Raw genomic sequence first — 17,220 nt, forward strand, 5'->3', positions numbered from 1 at the left:
GTCAGAGGCCGAGATCGCCCAGCAGTTTCGGCCATTTGTGAGCCCACGGACGCGCTTGTTCGAAGGCGCCGGAGGCGGCGAGCACGGTACGATCCGCCAGATGGCGACCGATGATTTGCATGCCGACAGGCAAACCGGTTTTGGTGAAGCCGGCGGGAATGGTCGCTGCTGGCTGGCCGGTCAAATTGCAGATGAAGGTGAAGCAGAGCCAATCGCCGGTAGAGACCATCTTCTCTTCGATGATCTCGGGCCCCTGCATGTAGAGCGGGAATGCCGGTACCGCGAGCGTCGGCGTGATCAGGAGGTCGTAGTTGGCCATGAACCGCCACATGCGGTTGCAGACCATCTGCCGGATCATCTTGGCGTCAGTGAATTCTTCGGCCGTCCATTGCCGCTGCAACAAGCCGACAAGGTGCGGCGACATTTCCTTTTCATGCCCCTTCATCATGCGGCGCATGCCGGCGAGGTCGGTGTCACCGGCGACGATGGTCCAAAAATGCGGAAACGGATCTTCCCATCCCGGATTGGCGCGCTCGACCGTGCAGCCGAGATCGGTCTCGAACACGCGCACCGCTTCAGACACGACGCGGCGGACTTCCGGGTCGACCGGCGCATAGCCCCAGTCTTCGCTATAGGCGATGCGAAGGCCCTTGATGCTCTCCTTCACGGCGCCGACATAGTCGAAGTCGGCGGCCGGGATGGAATAGCGATCGCGCGGATCGGGTCCGGTGATCACCTTCAGCATCAGCGCCGAGTCGGTCACGGTGCGGCTCATCGGGCCGACGTGCTCGAGTGATTCCCAGCTCGAGACGCCGGGATAGCGTTCATCCCGGCAACCCGGGTAGAGCGGCACCCGCCCCATCGAGGCTTTGATTCCGTACAGGCCGCAAAGCGCGGACGGAATGCGGATCGATCCGCCGCCATCGGAGCCAATTGCGAAAGGCGCAACGCCCGCCGCGACCGAAGCTCCAGAGCCGGCGCTCGATCCGCCGGATGTCATGTCGAGATTCCAGGGATTGCGCGTCGCCGGAAACACCGGGTTGTGGCCGACGCCGCTGTAGCCGAATTCCGGCACGTTGGTCTTGCCGATGATGACTGCGCCGGCGTCCTTCAGCCGCTCGACGACAATGTCGTCCTCATCCGGCACGAAGTCCCGGTAGAGCGGAGAACCCATCACCGTCAGGATGTCCTTGGTGGCGACGAGATCCTTGATTCCGATCGGTACGCCCGCCAGCAGGCCGGGATCCTTGCCGGCTGCGATCTTGGCGTCGACTGCCGCGGCCGCGGCGCGCGCCACGTCGGGCGTCGGTGTGCAGAAGGCATGGATGTGCGGTTCGAGCTTCTCCATGCGGCGCAGAACGGCTTCGGTGACCTCGGCGGCGGATAGCTCTTTGTTCCTGACCTTAGCCGCGACGGTCGCGGCGTCCATGCGGCAGATCTGATTGTCAGCGCTCATCGGTTCCTCCATCGGGTGAAAGAGCGAAGTGGCAGGCGGCGAAATGGTCCGGGCCAACCGCGCGAAGCGGCGGCATGGCCTTGGTGCAGATGTCGGCCCCTTTGGGACAGCGGCCGTAGAAGCGGCAGACGTTGGGGTCCGGATCGATCGGGCTGCTCGGACTGCCGTCGAGTCGGGGCCGCGCTTCACCGCGCCGTGCCGGATCCGGGATCGCGGCGACCAGCGCCTGCGCATAGGGGTGACGGGGTGAAGTGAAGAGCGTCTCGGCCGGTGCGATCTCGACGATCTTGCCGAGATACATCACGACCACGCGCGAACAGAGAAGCCGCACCACGTTGAGATCGTGCGACACGAACAAGTAGCTCATCGCCAGTCGCGCGCGCAGGTCGGCGAGCAGCCGCAAGATCACGGCTTGCACCGACACGTCGAGCGCCGAGGTCGGCTCGTCGAGGATCAGCAGCGACGGCTCGACCGCAACGGCGCGCGCGATGCCCACCCGTGCGCGCTGGCCGCCCGACAATTGATGCGGGTAGCGCTGCAGCAGTTCTTCTGGCAGTCCAACCAGCGCGGCGGTGGCGCGAACGCGGCTGTCCAGCTCGGCACCGTTATTCATGCCGAGTAGCCGTTTCAAGGGATCGGCGATCGCCTGGAAAGCGCGGAACGATGGATTCAGGCTTTCGGTCGCGTCCTGGAACACCACCTGAACACGCCGCCGGCTTGCCGAGGACGCGAACTTCGCCTGCGCAATCGCGGTGAGATCCTCACCGCCGAGCAGGATCTGGCCCGCCGTGGGATCGATCAGCCGGCCAAGCAGGCGAACCATGGTGGATTTGCCGCAGCCGGATTCGCCGACCAGGCCGACGCTTTCACCGGTGCCGATCGTCAGATCCACATCGTCGACCGCGTGGAGCCGGGCGCCGCGCGGCGCCCGCTTGATCGGGTATAATTTGCACAGCGACCTGACTTCGAGCAGCGGCGTCATGACAGGGGAAACCGGCAGCGCACGACATGCGCGGGCGACAATTCGGTCCAGGGCAGCTCCGCCTCGTCGCAGATTAGCTGCCGCCGCTCGCAGCGTCCGCTGAAGCGGCACGGCGGCAACGCGCCGCGCAGATCGGGCAAATGGCCGGGAATGGAGTTGAGGTCGTCGAGACGCGATTCCGGGACGGGCGTGGCGGCGAGCAACTGGCGTGTATAGGGATGGGCCGGATGATCGAGCAGCGCCTCGGTCGACGCGATCTCGACGATGTGCCCGGCATGCATGACGGCGATCCGGTCGCAATATTCGCCGGCGAGCCCGAGATCGTGAGTGATCAGCAACGTCGACATCCGCGTCGAGCGGCTCATGTCCCTGATCAGGTCCATGATCACCGCCTGAGTTGTCACATCGAGCCCCGTCGTGGGCTCGTCCGCGATCAGGACCGACGGTGTGCAGGCCAGCGCCATGGCGATCATCACGCGCTGGCACATGCCGCCCGAGAGCTCGAACGGATAGGCTTCCGCCCGGCGTTCGGGATCGGGAATGCGAACTCGCGCCAGTGCTGCGATTGCCGCTTTCCTGAGATCACGACTCGGCAACCCGGCATGCTCCTGCAGCACGTCCTCGATCTGCTTGCCGACCTTACGGATCGGATTGAGCGCCGTGCGGGGGCTCTGGAAGATCATCGCCATCTCGCGTCCGCGCAATTCGCGCATCGCTTCCGGGCGCGCCGCCAGAAGATCGATGCCGCCCATCGTGATGTTGCCTTTGGTGATCTGCGCCGCCTCATCGTTGAGGCCCATGACGGTGTAGGCCGTGACCGACTTTCCGGATCCACTTTCACCGACCACGCCGACGATCTCACCGCGGCCGACCGACAAGCTCACGTCGTCCAGCGCCCGCACCACGCCGTGACGGGTGCGAAACTCCACTGACAGATTGTCGATCTCGAGCTGCGCCATTACACGCGTTTCCTCGGATCGAGCAGATCGCGCAGTCCGTCGCCCAGCATGTTGAAGGAGAACACCGCGAGCACGAGAGCGGCGCCCGGGAACATGAAGGCCCACCACTCGCCGGAAATGATGTAGCTGGCGCCTTCCGAGACCATGATGCCCCATTCCGGCGTCGGTGGTCGGACTCCGAGCCCGATGAAGGACAGGCCGGCGGCATTGAGGATCGCCCATCCCATGTTGAGCGAAGCCTGCACCATCATCGGCGGTAGAACGTTCGGGACGATATGGTTGAGCAGGACGCGCAGCGAGCCGTTGCCGCCCATGCGCGCCGCCTCGACATAGCCGAGCTCGCGCCGCACGTTCACCTCGGCGCGCGCGAAGCGGCAATAGAACGGCAGATTGATGATCATTGTGGCGATGATGATGTTGGCGACGCTGTTCCCGAGCGCCACCACGATGCCCATGGCGAGCACAAACAGCGGGAACGCCATGATGGTGTCCATGGCGCGGCCGATGATGCGGTCAGTCCAGCCGCCGAAATAGCCGGCGAGCGAGCCGAGCGCCAGGCCAACCACGAACGACAGCGCCACCGCCGAGACTGCCATCCCGAGGTCGAGGCGCGTCGCGACGATGACACGGCTGAGGATGTCGCGTCCGAGCGCGTCGGTCCCGAACGGATGCAGGGTGCTGGGCCGCGCCAGTTTGGTGGTGGCGGAGGTGACCAGAGGATCGTACGGCGCGATGTAAGGTCCGAAAATCGCGCACAGCGCCAGCAGCACCAGGATGATCACAGCCATCAGCGTCAGGCGGTTTTCGCCAAAGGCATAACCTGTGTTGCGGGCGAGCGTGACTATACTCATCGCTCAGCCCTCGAACCGAACGCGGGGATCGACCAGCGTCGCGAAAATGTCGACGGCGAGATTAAGCAGCACGTAAAGCACCGCCATCATCAAGACGAAGCCCTGAACCGCTGCGTAATCGGACGCGATGACGGCCGAGACCGCGTAGGCGCCGACACCCTGCCAGCCGAACACCTGTTCGATCAGGACGTTGGACCCGAGCAGGAAGGAGAACACCATACCGAGCACGCTGCTGACCGGCAGCAGCACGTTGCGGAATGCGTAGGTCATCAGGATCTTGCGCACCGGCAAGCCGCTGGCGCGCGCAGTACGGATGAAGTCGCTGCCGAGCGCCTCCAACATGGCCGCGCGCGTGATGCGCGCGATCGGCGCCAGCGCGAACAGGCCGAGCGATATCGCGGGCAGGATCAGCTGAGACAACGACGCGCGGAGCACCGGCCAATCGCCCGCGATGAGTGCGTCGATGGTGTAGGCCCCGGTGACGTGCGGTGGCGGCGAGAAGGCGATCTCGTTCAGGCGGCCGAGCGGCTGCGGCGCCCAGCCGAGCAGGAAATAGAAGATGTAGACGAACAGCAGCCCGACGAAGAACGTTGGGAAAGCGGCGCTCACGGTGACCAGCGCACGGCAGGCGTGATCGACGCTTCCGTTGATGCGGGTCGCGGCCCACACCCCCATCGGGATGGCGATGCTGATCGCGAACAAAAGCGCAAAGGACGACAATTCCAGCGATGCAGGCAGCCGCTCGAGCAGATCGGTCAACACCGGCTGTCCCGTGGTGAGCGAACGGCCGAGGTTGCCCTGCGCGAGGTCACCGACATAGTGCACGAACTGCACTGGAAGCGGGCGATCGAGGCCCAGCGTGGCGCGGATGTTCTCGATCGATGCGGCGTTCGCGGCGGGGCCGGCGAAATACGCCGCCGGGTCACCCGGCAGGGCGTGGGAGATGAAAAAGGTCAGGACGACGACGCCGATCAGACTCGGGATGGTGCCTAGCAAACGTTTCCAAACGAAAGCCATCAGCGGTTCGCCTGCCGTTATTCGCCGGTGCGACGGCCATGCCGGAGCGCATCAACGTGGTCGGGCCCCATCGACGTCGGATACAGCCAGGGGCAGTTGGCATGCATCACAGTCATGCCCGAGTTTAAGCAAGCGTTATGCCAGCTCGTCTTTCGGAACCTTTGGGTGCGAGAGCCAGCGGATCAGCTCGTTTTACTGCGAAGCAGGCTCGCGCGGGCGCAGGAAATGAAGTGGCTTTGAAGCAGCCTGCTACAGTTTTCGCCACATGCATGAAATTCATGCACCGTGAGCCTGATCGCTCGGCTCAGTGAACCTGGGGGGTATTGACCCAGACGATCCGCGCTTCGTCCGGCCCGACGTTGCGATAGCTGTTGGTCAGATACGCCTTGAAGAAAAAGGAATCGCCTGCAGTCATCAGATAGGTGGTGTCGTCGATGGTGAGCTCGATGGTTCCGGACACGAGATAGCCGACGGCCTCGCCCTGATGGGTAATCAGATCGATCTTCTCGCCTCCCGGGGCCACCACGTGAACATTGGCTTCGAGCAGATTTCCGGCGGCTACCGGCACCAGCCGCTCATACACGACGCCCGTGCCACCGCGCAGCGCATCAACAGGCACCTTGAGCCGATCCTCGGGCTTCTGCACCAGCTTGTAGTCGTCGATCCGCAGGCCAAAGAACGAGGCCATGTCGCGGTCGAGCGCGTCGACCATCTTGGCGAGCATCGGCAGCGACGGCATGACCTTCCCGGCCTCGATCTTGGAGATCATGCTCTCGTCGCATCCGACGACCTGCGCCAGGTCTCGCATTCGCAGCCCCTTGGACAAGCGGGCACGCCGGATACGCGGACCAATATTCAAGGTGTTGTTTTCAGAGCTCACGCAGCATTTTCCAGCCAGTTGGACGGGAAGTGTATGCATTATAATCACATGATTTACCAGCATGCTGGGGCAAATCTAAATGGAAGTTGGGCGAACCGAACTCTTCGCCAGCCTACGGGCGAGGCTCGCCCCCGACCTGACAAGCGAGAGCCGTTGGCTTCTACCGTCCAGGCGACCTTGGGGTCTCGCCAATTTCAACCGCTTCGCCTCAAGGGGCTGCCCGTCAAGCCAAGGGCCGCGAGCCAAGTTAAACAGGCCGGGTGAGCGAGCGGTAACTTGCTGGGTCGACTTCTGGCCCGAACGCGAAGCCCGGGCCGGCTCTGAAATCGCCGGGTTGTCGCGGCAGATCGGACGGGACCGGCGGCGATTAGGGCAGCGCCTGTTGACCCGAAGCGGACGAAACGCCAATACGTCGACTTACATATGCCTCCGCCTAGCGATCAGCGCATAACCAGCGAACCAAGACAGCCAGCTGCGGCACAGGCTACGAGCAGATCAGTCAGCATTGCCTGACTTGCACCTTACCCGGCGGAGCGTGACCCGCGTCAATTCGGATGATCGACCGAGCCGTAACGCGAAGCCTGGCCATAGGGCCGTGCCGTTATTCACGTAGAGCGTCATCCCGTCCACGTCGTATTGACCCGAGACGTAACCCGCGTTGGCGCGCGCGGCCAACCTGTCGAGCCCTAGAATCAGTCCTCCGTGTGTATGTCCGGACAGTTGCAGAGCCACGCCAAGCGCCGCGGCGTTTCGTGCGTCACCTGGCTGGTGGTCGAGCAGAATGAGAGGAGCACCTTCTGGAGCGCCTTCAAGGACTGCAGCGAGATCGCGGTCGGGATGTCCTCTATGGCGCGACGCCCGGTCGGTGATGCCAGCGAGGACCAACTTACCGCCATTGCGCTCGAGAACGATGTGCCTGTTCTCGAGCGAGAGCAGTCCCAACGCGCCGAAGTGCGCCATCCATGTGCTGTAGCCGAAAATGTATTCGTGATTCCCGGAGATCACGTAGACGCCGTCGGGCGCTCTCAAGTCCCGCAACGGCTCGATGTCGGCGCGTCGCGCTTCGAGCGTGCCATCGATCAGATCTCCCGTGATCGCGATTAAGTCCACGCCGAGCTTGTTTGATCGCTCGACAACAGCGCGCGCCCATGATGCTGGAAAGAGGCGGCTGATGTGAAGATCAGTGAGTTGCAGAATGGTGTAACCGTCGAATTGCCGCGGAAGTCCGGAGATGCAGACTTCGACGTCCTTCAGCGGCGGAATCCTCATTGCCTGATGGACGCCGGTCGCAGCCGCAATCGATGCTAACCCAGCCAACCCGTAACGGACACCGTCGGGGGCACTCAGGGGCCCGCCGTGGATCAGCAACCCGAATAGAAGTCCGGCATCAAGCATCAGTTGAAGCAGCGCCAGCAGAACGAGCGCGCCGAAAGCCCAGTTGAAGATAGCGACCACCGGTCGCGGGAATTCCGGAGAGAACACAGAGCCTGACGAGAGCTTGCTCCACCGGTGAAACTGCAATGCGACCAATGCAAGCGCTGCCATTACGAACTTGATCGACAGCGGCAACTGCAGCGGCCAGATGAAGCGGGTCAGGATAAGGAGATAGACCAGGCCGAATAAGAGTTGAGGAATGAGTTTGCTCCGGATTTGATCGGTGCGGCATTCTTACACAGAACCAGCGCGACAGCGGCGCCCCATAGCCGGTTCTTCAGTTTCCGAAGGTTGTGGCGAGCATCGATGGTTTTGCCGGGAATTTCTTCGCGGCACATCCCGCTCTGAGTCCATTTTGGCAAGCCGCATTCCGGATTTCAGAGCCACCTTGGCAGGGAGGCCCAGTTCGCTTAGTGAGCAAAACCTTCCATGTTAACAATATCTTACAGCACTCTTCAAAAACACAGGGGTATTTTTCTCCCGTCGGCCGCCCTGCCCGGTTGTTCGTTTTCTCTGGTTCGGCTGATCGCAATTGCCTGTAGCTACGCTTGCACGGAACTTGCATAAATTCTGGGCGACATGGACGCCGCATGAACCTCATCAGTCTCGACATCCGCATGCTCCGGTCGCTGATCTCGGTGGTCGAGACCGGCAGCATCACTGAGACCGCGCGACGGCTGGGCCGCACCCAACCGGCGATCACCCTGCAATTGCAGCGGCTGGAGGAGCTCACCGGCAAGCAGTTGTTCGAGCATGGCGGCCGCAGGCTGACGTTGACCGATGATGGCAGCACGGTTCTCACTTACGCCAGATCCATCCTGAGGCTGCATGACGAACTGATTTCGCAACTTGCGTCACAGGAGATCGAGGGCCATGTCGTGCTTGGCACGCCGGATCTCTACGCCGCCTTCATGCTCCCCTCGATCCTCAGCGTGTTCCGAAAATCCTTTCCGCGCGTGCAAGTCCAGCTCAACTGCGCGCTGTCGACGCCACTGGTCGGTCTCGTCAAGCGCGGCGATGTCGACATCGCTTTGGTCACACGGATGAATGATTTCACCGGGGGCCAGGTGGTGCGGCGCGAGCAGTTGGTTTGGATGACCGGTGATCAATCCGCCGCGCACCAGGAGCGCCCGATTCCGCTCGCGCTCTTGCCGCCTGGCAACATCTATCGCGACTATGCCATCGATACGCTAGAGCGCGCGAATCTGCGCTGGCGCATCGCCTGCGTCAGCGAAAGCGTCGGCGGCTTGCAGGCCGCGGCGTTCGCCGGCATGGCCGTCACCGTGCTCGGCCGCAGCGCGCTGGTGCCGACGATGCGCGAGATCGGTCCCAACGAGGGCCTGCCGCCGCTGCCGAAAATCGAGCTGCTGCTCTACAAATCGAGCGGCGCGACTTCGAAAGCCGCGACCGCACTGCACGACTACCTGGCGCACTATCTGCGCCTCGACGAAGAGCTCAGCGGCCGCGGCGCACCGATCGCGTTGTCCTAGCACTACGCCTTCGCGCGCGTTCGCCCTATCTCGTTGAGCGCCAGCGACGGCCAAAACTTTGCCCAGGGCTGCGCCTGCTCGAACGCCGCAGCGATGCGGAAGATCGTGGGCTCGTCGAGCCAGGGCGCGATGATTTGAAGACCAATCGGCAGGCCATCCCGGTCAAAACCGCAAGGCAAAGTCGCGGCCGGAAGGCCAGCGAGGTTGATTGGCCAGGTGAAGGGCGACCAGCCGAGATGCGGATCGACCTGCCTGCCGTCGATCTTGCCGACACCGATCTTACCGGCCTCGAACGCGGTCACCGCAACCGTTGGCGTCACTAGCGCATCGACCCGCTCAAACAGCTTCAGGAATGCATTGCGCGCCTGGCCGCGCCGATAGCTGGCTTCGATATAGTCCGTGCCACTGTAGTGGCGGCCGGCGGTAACCACGTCGCGATAATCGGCTTCCGAACTGGCCAAATCAGCCGTGGTCTTTGTCGCAACCGCCGCCGCCTGCTCTGTGAAGGCGATCGGCTTCAGCGTGTGTTCCAAGATGCCGGCATCGAGGCCCGGACCATCGATAGTGACCTGTGCACCGCAGGCATCGAGAACGGCGATCGCCTTGTTGAACGCTGCGCGCACATCGGTGCTGACCGCGGCGTAGCCGAGATCGGCGCTGGCGCCGATACGAACGCCATTCAACGGAACAGCGTTGGTGTCGAAGCGACGGGACGGCACGGGCAGACTTGCGGCATCGCGCATGTCGTAGCCGGCGATAATTTCCAGCGTGAGCGCGGCATCCGCGACCGTCCGCGTGATCGGTCCGGTGTGCGCGAGCGAGGCCCAGGATGGCGGCGAGAAACCGGGCGAGCGCGGCACGAGGCCAAAGGTCGGCTTCAGCCCGAACACGCCGCAGAAGGATGATGGAACACGGATCGATCCGACGCCGTCGGTGCCGATCGCGATCGGGCCGCAGCCCGCGGCAACGCCCGCGGCCGCGCCGCCGCTCGAGCCGCCGCTGGTGCGACCGGGATTCCAGGGATTTCGCGTGGTACCCGTGACCGGACTGTCGGCCGTCAGCTTGTAGCCGGACTCGCAAGTCGTAGTCTTGCAGGTGATGATCGCGCCCGATGCCTTCAGCGCCGACACCACCGCGGCATCCACGTCGGGCACGAACGTCTTGTTCATCGGCGAGCCGGCATAGGCTGGCACGCCCGCAACAAAGACGAGGTCTTTAATGGTGACCGGTACGCCGGCGAGTGGCCCCTTGGCCTCGCCCGCGCGCATCTCCTTGGTGACGCGGTCGGCTTCCGCCCTCGCCTGCCCGTACATCGGCGTCACCACCGCATTGCAAGCCTCATGCGTCGCTTCGAGCGCAGCTATCGTATCGTCCACGACATCACGCGGAGTAAACGTCTTGCGCCGATAGCCGGCCATGATCTCGGTTGCAGAAAGCGCGCCAAGGCCAGTCGGCGCTGGCGGGAAGGCCGTTCGGCCGGAACCATCAGTCATCATCAACCCTAAAAAGCTAGCTGAGCGCCGCGTCGACGGCACGTTTGGCCATGACCGTGACGAGATGCGCACGGTAGTCCGCTTCGGCATGGATGTCGGAGGTGAGGCCGTCGGTGTCGACCTTGATCGCCGCGATCGCGGACGGATCGAAATTTTGCGACAGCGCTTCTTCCATCGGCGGCACGCGGAACACACCCGACCCTGCTCCAGTCACAGCCACGCGAACGCAGTCGGAAAATTTAGCGACGAACACGCCAACCAGCGCATAGCGCGACGCCGGCGCCTTGAACTTTGCATAGCCCGCCTTGAGCGGCACGGGAAAGCGGATCGCGGTGATGATCTCGCCCGGCTCAAGCGCAGTTTCGAACAGCCCGACGAAGAACTTTTCGGCCGGGATCTCACGCATGCTGGTGACGATCGTGGCACCGAGACCGAGCACACCGGCCGGATATTCAGCCGCGGGATCATTGTTAGCGACCGAGCCGCCAATGGTACCGCGGCTGCGTACCGCAGGGTCGCCGATCATCGCGGCCAGCGCCGCAAGCCCGGGGATCTTTGCCTGCACCAGTCTCGAGGCAGCCACAACCGCGTGCGGCGTCATCGCGCCGATCGTGATGGTGGCGCCGTCATCGTTGATACTCTTGAGAGATCCGAGCTTCGACAGGTCGACCAGCGCGACGGGATTGGCCAGCCGCTGTTTCAGGGTGGGAATCAGTGTCATCCCGCCAGCTACGAGCTTGCTGTCCTCAATCGAGGTCAGCAATCGTGCTGCGTCGAAAATCTCGGCCGGCTGGTGATAGGCAAACGGCTTCATTGTTGTCCTCCCTATTCCGCCGCGACCGGCAGCGACGCATTTTGCAGCAGGCGCCAGATCCGGTTCGGCGTCGCCGGCATGTCGACATGGGTCACGCCCAGATGCGACAGCGCATCCACCACCGCGTTGATGACGGCTGCCGGCGAGCCGATGGTCCCGACTTCGCCGCAGCCCTTCACACCCATCGGCGTGTGAGTGCAGAGCGTGGAGTGGGTCGCAACCTTCATCATCGGCATGTGATCGGCCCGCGGCATGCAATAATCCATTAGCGAACCAGACAAGAGCTGGCCTGAGCCCTCGTCATAGACCGCGCTCTCAAACAGCGCCTGGCCGACACCCTGGACGATGCCGCCGTGCAACTGGCCTTCGACGATCATCGGATTGATCACCGTGCCGACGTCATCCACGGCCGTGTAGTTGACCAGTGTCACCGTGCCAGTTTCCGGATCGACCTCGACCTCGGCGATGTGGCAGCCGCCGGGATAGGTGAAGTTGACGGGATCGTAGTAGGCCTGCTCCTCTAGCCCTGGTTCCAGCACTTCCAGCGGATAATTATGCGGCACATAGGCAGCGCCCGCGATCTCCTCGAACGACTTGATGCGGTCCGTACCCGCGACTGAGAAGTTTCCGGCCTCGAACTGGATATCGACTTCGGAAGCCTCGAGCAGATGCGCCGCGATCTTCTTGCCTTTCGCAATCACCTTGTCGGTCGCCTTGGACAGCGCCGCGCCGCCGACCACCAGCGAGCGGGAGCCATAGGTGCCCATGCCGAACTGCACGCGATCGGTGTCCCCGAACACGATGTCGACATTCTCAAAGGAGACGCCGAGCTTCTCCGAGACGATCTGCGCGAACGTCGTCTCATGGCCCTGGCCGTGATTGTGCGTGCCGATCATGACCGTTACCTGGCCCGTTGGATGCACGCGCACCGTGGCGCTCTCATAGAGGCCACCGCGCGCGCCGAGCCGTCCCGCAAAACGCGATGGCGCCAGGCCGCAGGCCTCAACATAAGTCGAGTAGCCGAGCCCGCGGAATTTTCCCTTGCTGGCCGAGGCCGCCTTACGGATGCCGAAATTTTTGACGTCGGCCGCGACCAGCGCGCCGTCGAGGCACCCCATCGGATCGCCGGAATCGTACTGCACCAGCACCGGCGTCTGGTACGGATAGGCCTCTTTCGGAATCATGTTACGGCGGCGGATCTCAACGCGGTCGATGCCCATCTCGCTGGCTGCGACATCGACGATGCGTTCCAGCACGAACGTCGCCTCGGGTCGGCCCGCGCCGCGATAGGCGTCGACCGGCACGGTGTTGGTGAACACCACCTTCACATTGCAGTAGATCGCGGGCGTGGTGTAGACACCGCCGAGCAAGGGCCCATAAAGATTGGTCGGGATGTTCGGCCCGAACGTCGAGAGATAGCCGCCCATATTGGCAAGCGTGTTGACGCGGAACGCCAGGAATTTGCCGGTCTCGTCGAGCGCGAGTTCGGCCTCGGTGACATGATCGCGGCCGTGACGATCGGAAACGTAGCCCTCCGAGCGGCTCGCGACCCATTTGATCGGCCGCATCACCCGCTTGGCGGCCCAGGTGATGACGGCCTCTTCGCCGTAGTGGAACTGCTTGACACCAAAACCGCCGCCAACATCCGGAGCGACCACGCGCAGCTTGTGCTGGGGAATGTTCAGGACCAGAGCGCCCATCAGGAAGCGCACGACATGGGGGAACTGGCTGGTGGTCCACAACGTGAAGCGGTCGGTGCCCGGCTCATACTCGGCTATCGCGGCACGCGGCTCCATCGGGTTGCCGATCAGGCGGTTGTTGACCAGGCTCAGCTTTGCGACATGCGCGGCCTTGCGGAAGGCGGTCTCGACCGCGGCCTTGTCGCCGAGCTCCCAGTCGCAGCAGATGTTGTTCGGCACATCATCAAACAGTTGGGGTGCGCCCGGCCGGACCGCCTCGAGCACGCCCACTACGGACGGCAGGACCTCGTAGTCGACGGTCAATAGTTCCGCTGCCGCATTGGCCTGCTCCGGCGTATCGGCAATAACGAAGGCGACCATGTCGCCGACGAAGCGCACCTTGCCCTGAGCCAGCATCGGGAACGGCGGCTCCTTCATCGGCACGCCCTTGGCGTCCGAGATGCCCCAACCGCAGGGCAACGAACCCAGTCCGTCAGTCTTGACGTCGTCGCCGGTCAGGACAGCAATGACCCCGGGCGAAGCCAGCGCCGCACTCTTATCGACGCCGCGCAGAATCGCGTGGCCATGCGGAGAGCGCACGAACACGCCCGCGGTCATGCCGGGACGCTTGATGTCGGAGACGTAATTGCCGCGGCCGGTCAGGAACCGCTGGTCCTCCTTGCGCTTCGGTGAGGCGCCAATGCCAATCACATTGCCCATGGTCACTCTCCTTTGGCAGCGTTCATGGCGGCAGCGCCGGCCATCACTGAGACGACGATGTTCTGGTATCCGGTGCAACGGCAGATATTGCCCTCGAGGCCGTGGCGGACGTCCGCCTCCGTCAGCGTTGGCTTCTCAGTGGCGAGCGCCACCGCCGTCATCAGCATACCGGGCGTGCAGAATCCGCACTGGAGGCCGTGATGTTCGCGAAACGCCTCCTGCATCGGATGCATCCGATTCGAGCCGGGTTCACTCCTCAGCCCTTCGATCGTCAGCAGCGTCGCGCCGTCGAGCGCAGGCGCGAGCAGCGTGCAACTCTTCACCGGGAGGCCGTCGAGATGCACCACGCAGGCCCCGCACTGGCTGGTGTCACAACCGATATGCGTGCCGGTCAGATTGAGCTGCTCGCGCAGCAGCTCGGCGACGAGCGTCGCCGGTTCGACGTCAACGGTGGTTGGCCGGTCGTTGAGAGTGAAGGATATCTGCACGGTCATACTCCTGTGCGCGATGGGGTCTTCAGGCTAGTGGAAGTGCGCTGCCCGTGGCCCATGTGGCCATGACGACATCGCCGACGGTGAACGGATCTGCGAAGAAGGTCTTTTCCGGCACATAAGCCACGAACTCGTCGTCCGGCACGGTGTCGAGCATGACCTTGACGAAATAGCCCTGATATTCGATCGCGAGCACGCGGCTCGGCAGCGACGTGCTGCAGCCGGGCGGCAACTCCCGGCCCGGCCTGACCAGCGCGACGTCGTCACGGCGCACAGCGATATCAACCTTGTCGCCCACGGAGACAGTCGAGCGCGCCTGGAGTGGCACTTCGATTCCTGAAGGCGCGGCCTGTGCGAGTGTAAAGCTTGCACCGTTGACCTTCTCCACCCGCCCCGACAGCACATTCTGACCGCCCATGAATTCGGCGACATAACGGTCGTGCGGGTGGGCGTATACGTCGCGCGCGGCCCCCGCCTGCTTGATCTTGCCCTGCTCCATCACCACCACGAGATCGGCGAGCGCAATCGCTTCGAGCTGGGTGTGGGTGACATGGATGAAGGTGATGCCGAGCTCCCGCTGCATCCGCCTGAGCTCTTGGCGCATCTGTACGCGTAGCTGCTCGTCGAGCGCGGAGAGCGGCTCGTCGAGCAGCAGCACGCGCGGCTCTGTGATCGCCGCGCGCGCCAGCGCCACACGCTGCTGCTGACCGCCACAAAGTTGCGCCGGCAGGCGGTCAGCGAATTGCGTCAGCCGGACCTTCTCGATCATGACGTCGGCGGCGCGCAGGCGATCGGTCTTCGACATCCCGCGCACGCGCAACGCAAAGGCTATGTTGTCGCGCACGGTGAGATGCGGGAACAGCGCGTAGGACTGGAACATCATCGCCGTGCGCCGCTGGGCCGGCGCAAGCCCCACGACGTTCTGGCCACCGATCACGATCTCGCCCGCGGTCGGGTCCTCATGGCCCGCAATCATGCGCAGAATCGTGGTCTTGCCGCAGCCTGAGGGGCCGATGAAGCAGCAATAGGCTCCGTCGGCGATCTTGAGGTTGACGCCGTCGACCACGTAGGTCGCTCCGTCAAAACTCTTGCCGACGCCAGCCAGTTCGATATCACCGCGATCGCTCTTCATATTCCAGCTCAGCCCTTTGCGCTGCTGCCGCGCCTCTTCTGGATCAGCACGATGCTGCCCAGGCTCGCGCCAATGACGATGAATGAGACGATGGTCGTCACCGTGCCGAGCGCGTAGAGCGAGGGCGAGGTGACATTCAGCGTCATGCTCCAGATTTCCAGCGGCAGCGTGTTCAGCGAGCCCGCCGTCTGGAGGCTGCGCGCGAACTCGTCGTAGGAGAGCGTAAAGCCGAACAGCGCCACCGCGACGATGCCGGGCACCAGCACCGGGATCATCACCAGCCAGATCGACTGCCAGCGACTGGCGCCGAGATCGTAGGCCGCTTCCTCCCAGACGTGATTGAAGCGCGACATCACCGCGAACATCACGAGCACGCCGAACGGCAGCGTCCAGGACAGCTGCGCGCCGAGCGCCGAGGTGTACCAGCTGGCGTTCAGTCCGAGCGCCTGAAACAGCAGGCCGGTGCCAAGACCGAGCACCAGCCCGGGCGCAACAAGGCTACCAATCATCATGTAGAACACGACGGTGTCGCCTCGAAAGCGCTTGCGGAAGCCGAGCCCTGCCAGAAAGGACACCACCACTGTGATCACGGTGACGATGACCGCAAGCTTGATCGAGCGGTCGAATGAGCCCTTGACGTCGCCGGTCCGCACCTGCGTGAAGAGATCGACGAACCAATGCAGCGAATGGCCCTTCATCGGGAACACGAGGCCGCCGCGGATATCCTGAAACGACAGGACATAAATGCAGAACATCGGCCCGTAGAGCGCGATCACGTAGAACCCGAATAGCGTCGCAAGAACGTAGAAGGTCCAGGGCCGGCCGCCCTTGCTCGGTGCGATCGCCTTCCTGGTCGCGGGCGCGGCCGTTTCGGGCATGTCGGCGAGGGCGGCGCTCATCGCGCGATCTCCTGCCGGATATCAACCGTGCGTAGGATCAGCGCGACGACCGCAACCAGCACGAGAGTCAGAAGTACGGCGCTCGCCGCCGCGGTCGGATATTGCAGCACGCCCACGTCCTCGTAGAACGCGCTGACCACCGAGGCCGAACCGCCGCCGGACATCACTTTCACCACGAAGAAGTCGCCCATTACGATCGAGACCACGAAGATGGTGCCGAGCGCGATGCCACTCTTGGACATCGGCACCACGATCAGACGCATGATGTCGAAACGGCTGGCGCCGGCGTCGATCGCGGCCTCGATCAGCCTCTTGTCGATCCGCGCCATGGAGTTGAAGATCGGCACGATCATGAAGATCGTGAGCTGGTGGACATAGGCGATGACCACCGCAAGGTCGGAGAACAGCAACACCTCAAGCGGCTGGCGGATTACGCCTAGCGTCAACAGCGCCTGGTTGATCAGGCCTTCCTTGCCGAGCAGAGGAATCCAGGAGATCATCCGGATGATGTTCGAGGTCCAGAACGGCACCGTGCACAGCAGGAACAGGCCGATAGCAAGCAGCTGGTTACGGACGTGGAAAACCAGAAAATAGGCGACAAAAAAGCCGATGATCAGCGTGAAGATCCAGGTCAGCACCGTGAACTTGATAGTCGCCAGATACAGCTTCAGCGTCAGCGCCGAATGCAGCACATCGACGTAGCTCGCCAGCGTGAAGTCGGGCGTCAGGCCGCCAAAACCGTCAGTGGCGAAGAAGCTCGCCGCCAGTACGACCAAGATAGGCGCCACGAAGAACGGCACGAGCACCAGGACCAGCGGCGACACATAGAGCCAGCCGGCGAGATTGTCGCGTGGCGCTGCTCCTGATCTTCGGCGTGCCGCTGTTCGCGTTCGTGGTTCTCACCACGGTCTTTAGCCATCCGG

Annotated in this window: 15 protein-coding genes; 1 reads left to right on the forward strand and 14 read right to left on the reverse strand. The window is 63.4% G+C overall.

The features are described 5' to 3' along the window. Position 1: 1 nt before the first annotated feature. The 7 genes from AC0L3X_RS02620 to AC0L3X_RS02650 form a co-directional block, all read right to left on the reverse strand. Positions 2–1,456: an amidase gene (locus AC0L3X_RS02620; protein ID WP_063986462.1), complete on the reverse strand. Its 1,455-nt coding sequence runs from the start codon at positions 1,454–1,456 to the stop codon at positions 2–4. Continuing rightward, the gene (locus AC0L3X_RS02625; RefSeq protein ID WP_063984044.1) at positions 1,446–2,438 is read right to left on the reverse strand and encodes an oligopeptide/dipeptide ABC transporter ATP-binding protein; all 993 of its coding nucleotides are present in this window, start codon (positions 2,436–2,438) and stop codon (positions 1,446–1,448) included. Before AC0L3X_RS02625 ends, AC0L3X_RS02620 begins: the two co-directional genes overlap by 11 nt. Further along, positions 2,435–3,397: an ABC transporter ATP-binding protein gene (locus AC0L3X_RS02630; protein WP_063984045.1), complete on the reverse strand. Its 963-nt coding sequence runs from the start codon at positions 3,395–3,397 to the stop codon at positions 2,435–2,437. Before AC0L3X_RS02630 ends, AC0L3X_RS02625 begins: the two co-directional genes overlap by 4 nt. Then, positions 3,397–4,248, reverse strand: coding sequence for an ABC transporter permease (locus AC0L3X_RS02635; protein ID WP_028152375.1), 852 nt, complete (start codon positions 4,246–4,248; stop codon positions 3,397–3,399). The genes AC0L3X_RS02630 and AC0L3X_RS02635 overlap by 1 nt, the downstream gene beginning before the upstream one ends. A 3-nt stretch (positions 4,249–4,251) precedes the next feature. After that, positions 4,252–5,268, reverse strand: coding sequence for an ABC transporter permease (locus tag AC0L3X_RS02640; RefSeq protein ID WP_063984046.1), 1,017 nt, complete (start codon positions 5,266–5,268; stop codon positions 4,252–4,254). Positions 5,269–5,569: 301 nt separating this feature from the next. Beyond that, a complete protein-coding gene (locus AC0L3X_RS02645) occupies positions 5,570–6,184 on the reverse strand; it encodes a cupin domain-containing protein (protein ID WP_231144567.1) in 615 nt (204 codons plus the stop codon). A gap of 456 nt (positions 6,185–6,640) precedes the next feature. Next, entirely contained in the window at positions 6,641–7,780 is a 1,140-nt protein-coding gene (locus AC0L3X_RS02650) for a metallophosphoesterase (RefSeq protein ID WP_063984048.1), read from the reverse strand. A gap of 389 nt (positions 7,781–8,169) precedes the next feature. On the opposite strand from AC0L3X_RS02650, the gene AC0L3X_RS02655 reads away from it, so the two are divergent. After that, positions 8,170–9,069, forward strand: a complete 900-nt coding sequence (locus tag AC0L3X_RS02655) for a LysR substrate-binding domain-containing protein (protein ID WP_063984049.1) — start codon at positions 8,170–8,172, stop codon at positions 9,067–9,069. Between the two features lie 2 nt (positions 9,070–9,071). Here the strand turns inward: AC0L3X_RS02655 and AC0L3X_RS02660 are convergent, their stop codons facing one another. From AC0L3X_RS02660 to AC0L3X_RS02690, 7 genes are read right to left on the reverse strand one after another with little or no spacing between them, the layout of a single operon-like run. Next, the gene (locus AC0L3X_RS02660; protein WP_063986463.1) at positions 9,072–10,562 is read right to left on the reverse strand and encodes an amidase; all 1,491 of its coding nucleotides are present in this window, start codon (positions 10,560–10,562) and stop codon (positions 9,072–9,074) included. A gap of 16 nt (positions 10,563–10,578) precedes the next feature. After that, the gene (locus AC0L3X_RS02665; protein ID WP_473316239.1) at positions 10,579–11,376 is read right to left on the reverse strand and encodes an FAD binding domain-containing protein; all 798 of its coding nucleotides are present in this window, start codon (positions 11,374–11,376) and stop codon (positions 10,579–10,581) included. An 11-nt stretch (positions 11,377–11,387) separates the two neighbouring features. After that, positions 11,388–13,775, reverse strand: a complete 2,388-nt coding sequence (locus tag AC0L3X_RS02670) for a xanthine dehydrogenase family protein molybdopterin-binding subunit (protein WP_063984051.1) — start codon at positions 13,773–13,775, stop codon at positions 11,388–11,390. 2 nt (positions 13,776–13,777) lie between these two features. Further along, positions 13,778–14,269 (reverse strand): (2Fe-2S)-binding protein, encoded by a 492-nt coding sequence (locus tag AC0L3X_RS02675; RefSeq protein WP_187387739.1) that lies wholly within the window; start codon positions 14,267–14,269, stop codon positions 13,778–13,780. 22 nt (positions 14,270–14,291) lie between these two features. Then, on the reverse strand, positions 14,292–15,398 hold the full coding sequence (locus tag AC0L3X_RS02680; RefSeq protein WP_354131159.1) for an ABC transporter ATP-binding protein: 1,107 nt from the start codon (positions 15,396–15,398) through the stop codon (positions 14,292–14,294). 8 nt (positions 15,399–15,406) lie between these two features. Continuing rightward, positions 15,407–16,297, reverse strand: coding sequence for an ABC transporter permease (locus AC0L3X_RS02685; protein ID WP_063984053.1), 891 nt, complete (start codon positions 16,295–16,297; stop codon positions 15,407–15,409). Then, positions 16,294–17,121, reverse strand: a complete 828-nt coding sequence (locus AC0L3X_RS02690) for an ABC transporter permease (RefSeq protein ID WP_354131158.1) — start codon at positions 17,119–17,121, stop codon at positions 16,294–16,296. The genes AC0L3X_RS02685 and AC0L3X_RS02690 overlap by 4 nt, the downstream gene beginning before the upstream one ends. Between the last annotated feature and the right edge of the window lie 99 nt (positions 17,122–17,220).

This window comes from Bradyrhizobium sp. MI1.7 (assembly GCF_055811795.1).

Excerpts from the sequence above, each read along its gene's own strand:
- AC0L3X_RS02660 (WP_063986463.1), bottom strand. The coding sequence starts at position 10,562 with ATGACTGATGGTTCCGGCCGAACGGCCTTCCCGCCAGCGCCGACTGGC.
- AC0L3X_RS02620 (WP_063986462.1), bottom strand. The coding sequence starts at position 1,456 with ATGAGCGCTGACAATCAGATCTGCCGCATGGACGCCGCGACCGTCGCG.
- AC0L3X_RS02665 (WP_473316239.1), bottom strand. The coding sequence starts at position 11,376 with ATGAAGCCGTTTGCCTATCACCAGCCGGCCGAGATTTTCGACGCAGCA.
- AC0L3X_RS02685 (WP_063984053.1), bottom strand. The coding sequence starts at position 16,297 with ATGAGCGCCGCCCTCGCCGACATGCCCGAAACGGCCGCGCCCGCGACC.
- AC0L3X_RS02635 (WP_028152375.1), bottom strand. The coding sequence starts at position 4,248 with ATGAGTATAGTCACGCTCGCCCGCAACACAGGTTATGCCTTTGGCGAA.
- AC0L3X_RS02675 (WP_187387739.1), bottom strand. The coding sequence starts at position 14,269 with ATGACCGTGCAGATATCCTTCACTCTCAACGACCGGCCAACCACCGTT.
- AC0L3X_RS02670 (WP_063984051.1), bottom strand. The coding sequence starts at position 13,775 with ATGGGCAATGTGATTGGCATTGGCGCCTCACCGAAGCGCAAGGAGGAC.
- AC0L3X_RS02630 (WP_063984045.1), bottom strand. The coding sequence starts at position 3,397 with ATGGCGCAGCTCGAGATCGACAATCTGTCAGTGGAGTTTCGCACCCGT.
- AC0L3X_RS02645 (WP_231144567.1), bottom strand. The coding sequence starts at position 6,184 with ATGCATACACTTCCCGTCCAACTGGCTGGAAAATGCTGCGTGAGCTCT.
- AC0L3X_RS02680 (WP_354131159.1), bottom strand. The coding sequence starts at position 15,398 with ATGAAGAGCGATCGCGGTGATATCGAACTGGCTGGCGTCGGCAAGAGT.
- AC0L3X_RS02655 (WP_063984049.1), top strand. The coding sequence starts at position 8,170 with ATGAACCTCATCAGTCTCGACATCCGCATGCTCCGGTCGCTGATCTCG.
- AC0L3X_RS02625 (WP_063984044.1), bottom strand. The coding sequence starts at position 2,438 with ATGACGCCGCTGCTCGAAGTCAGGTCGCTGTGCAAATTATACCCGATC.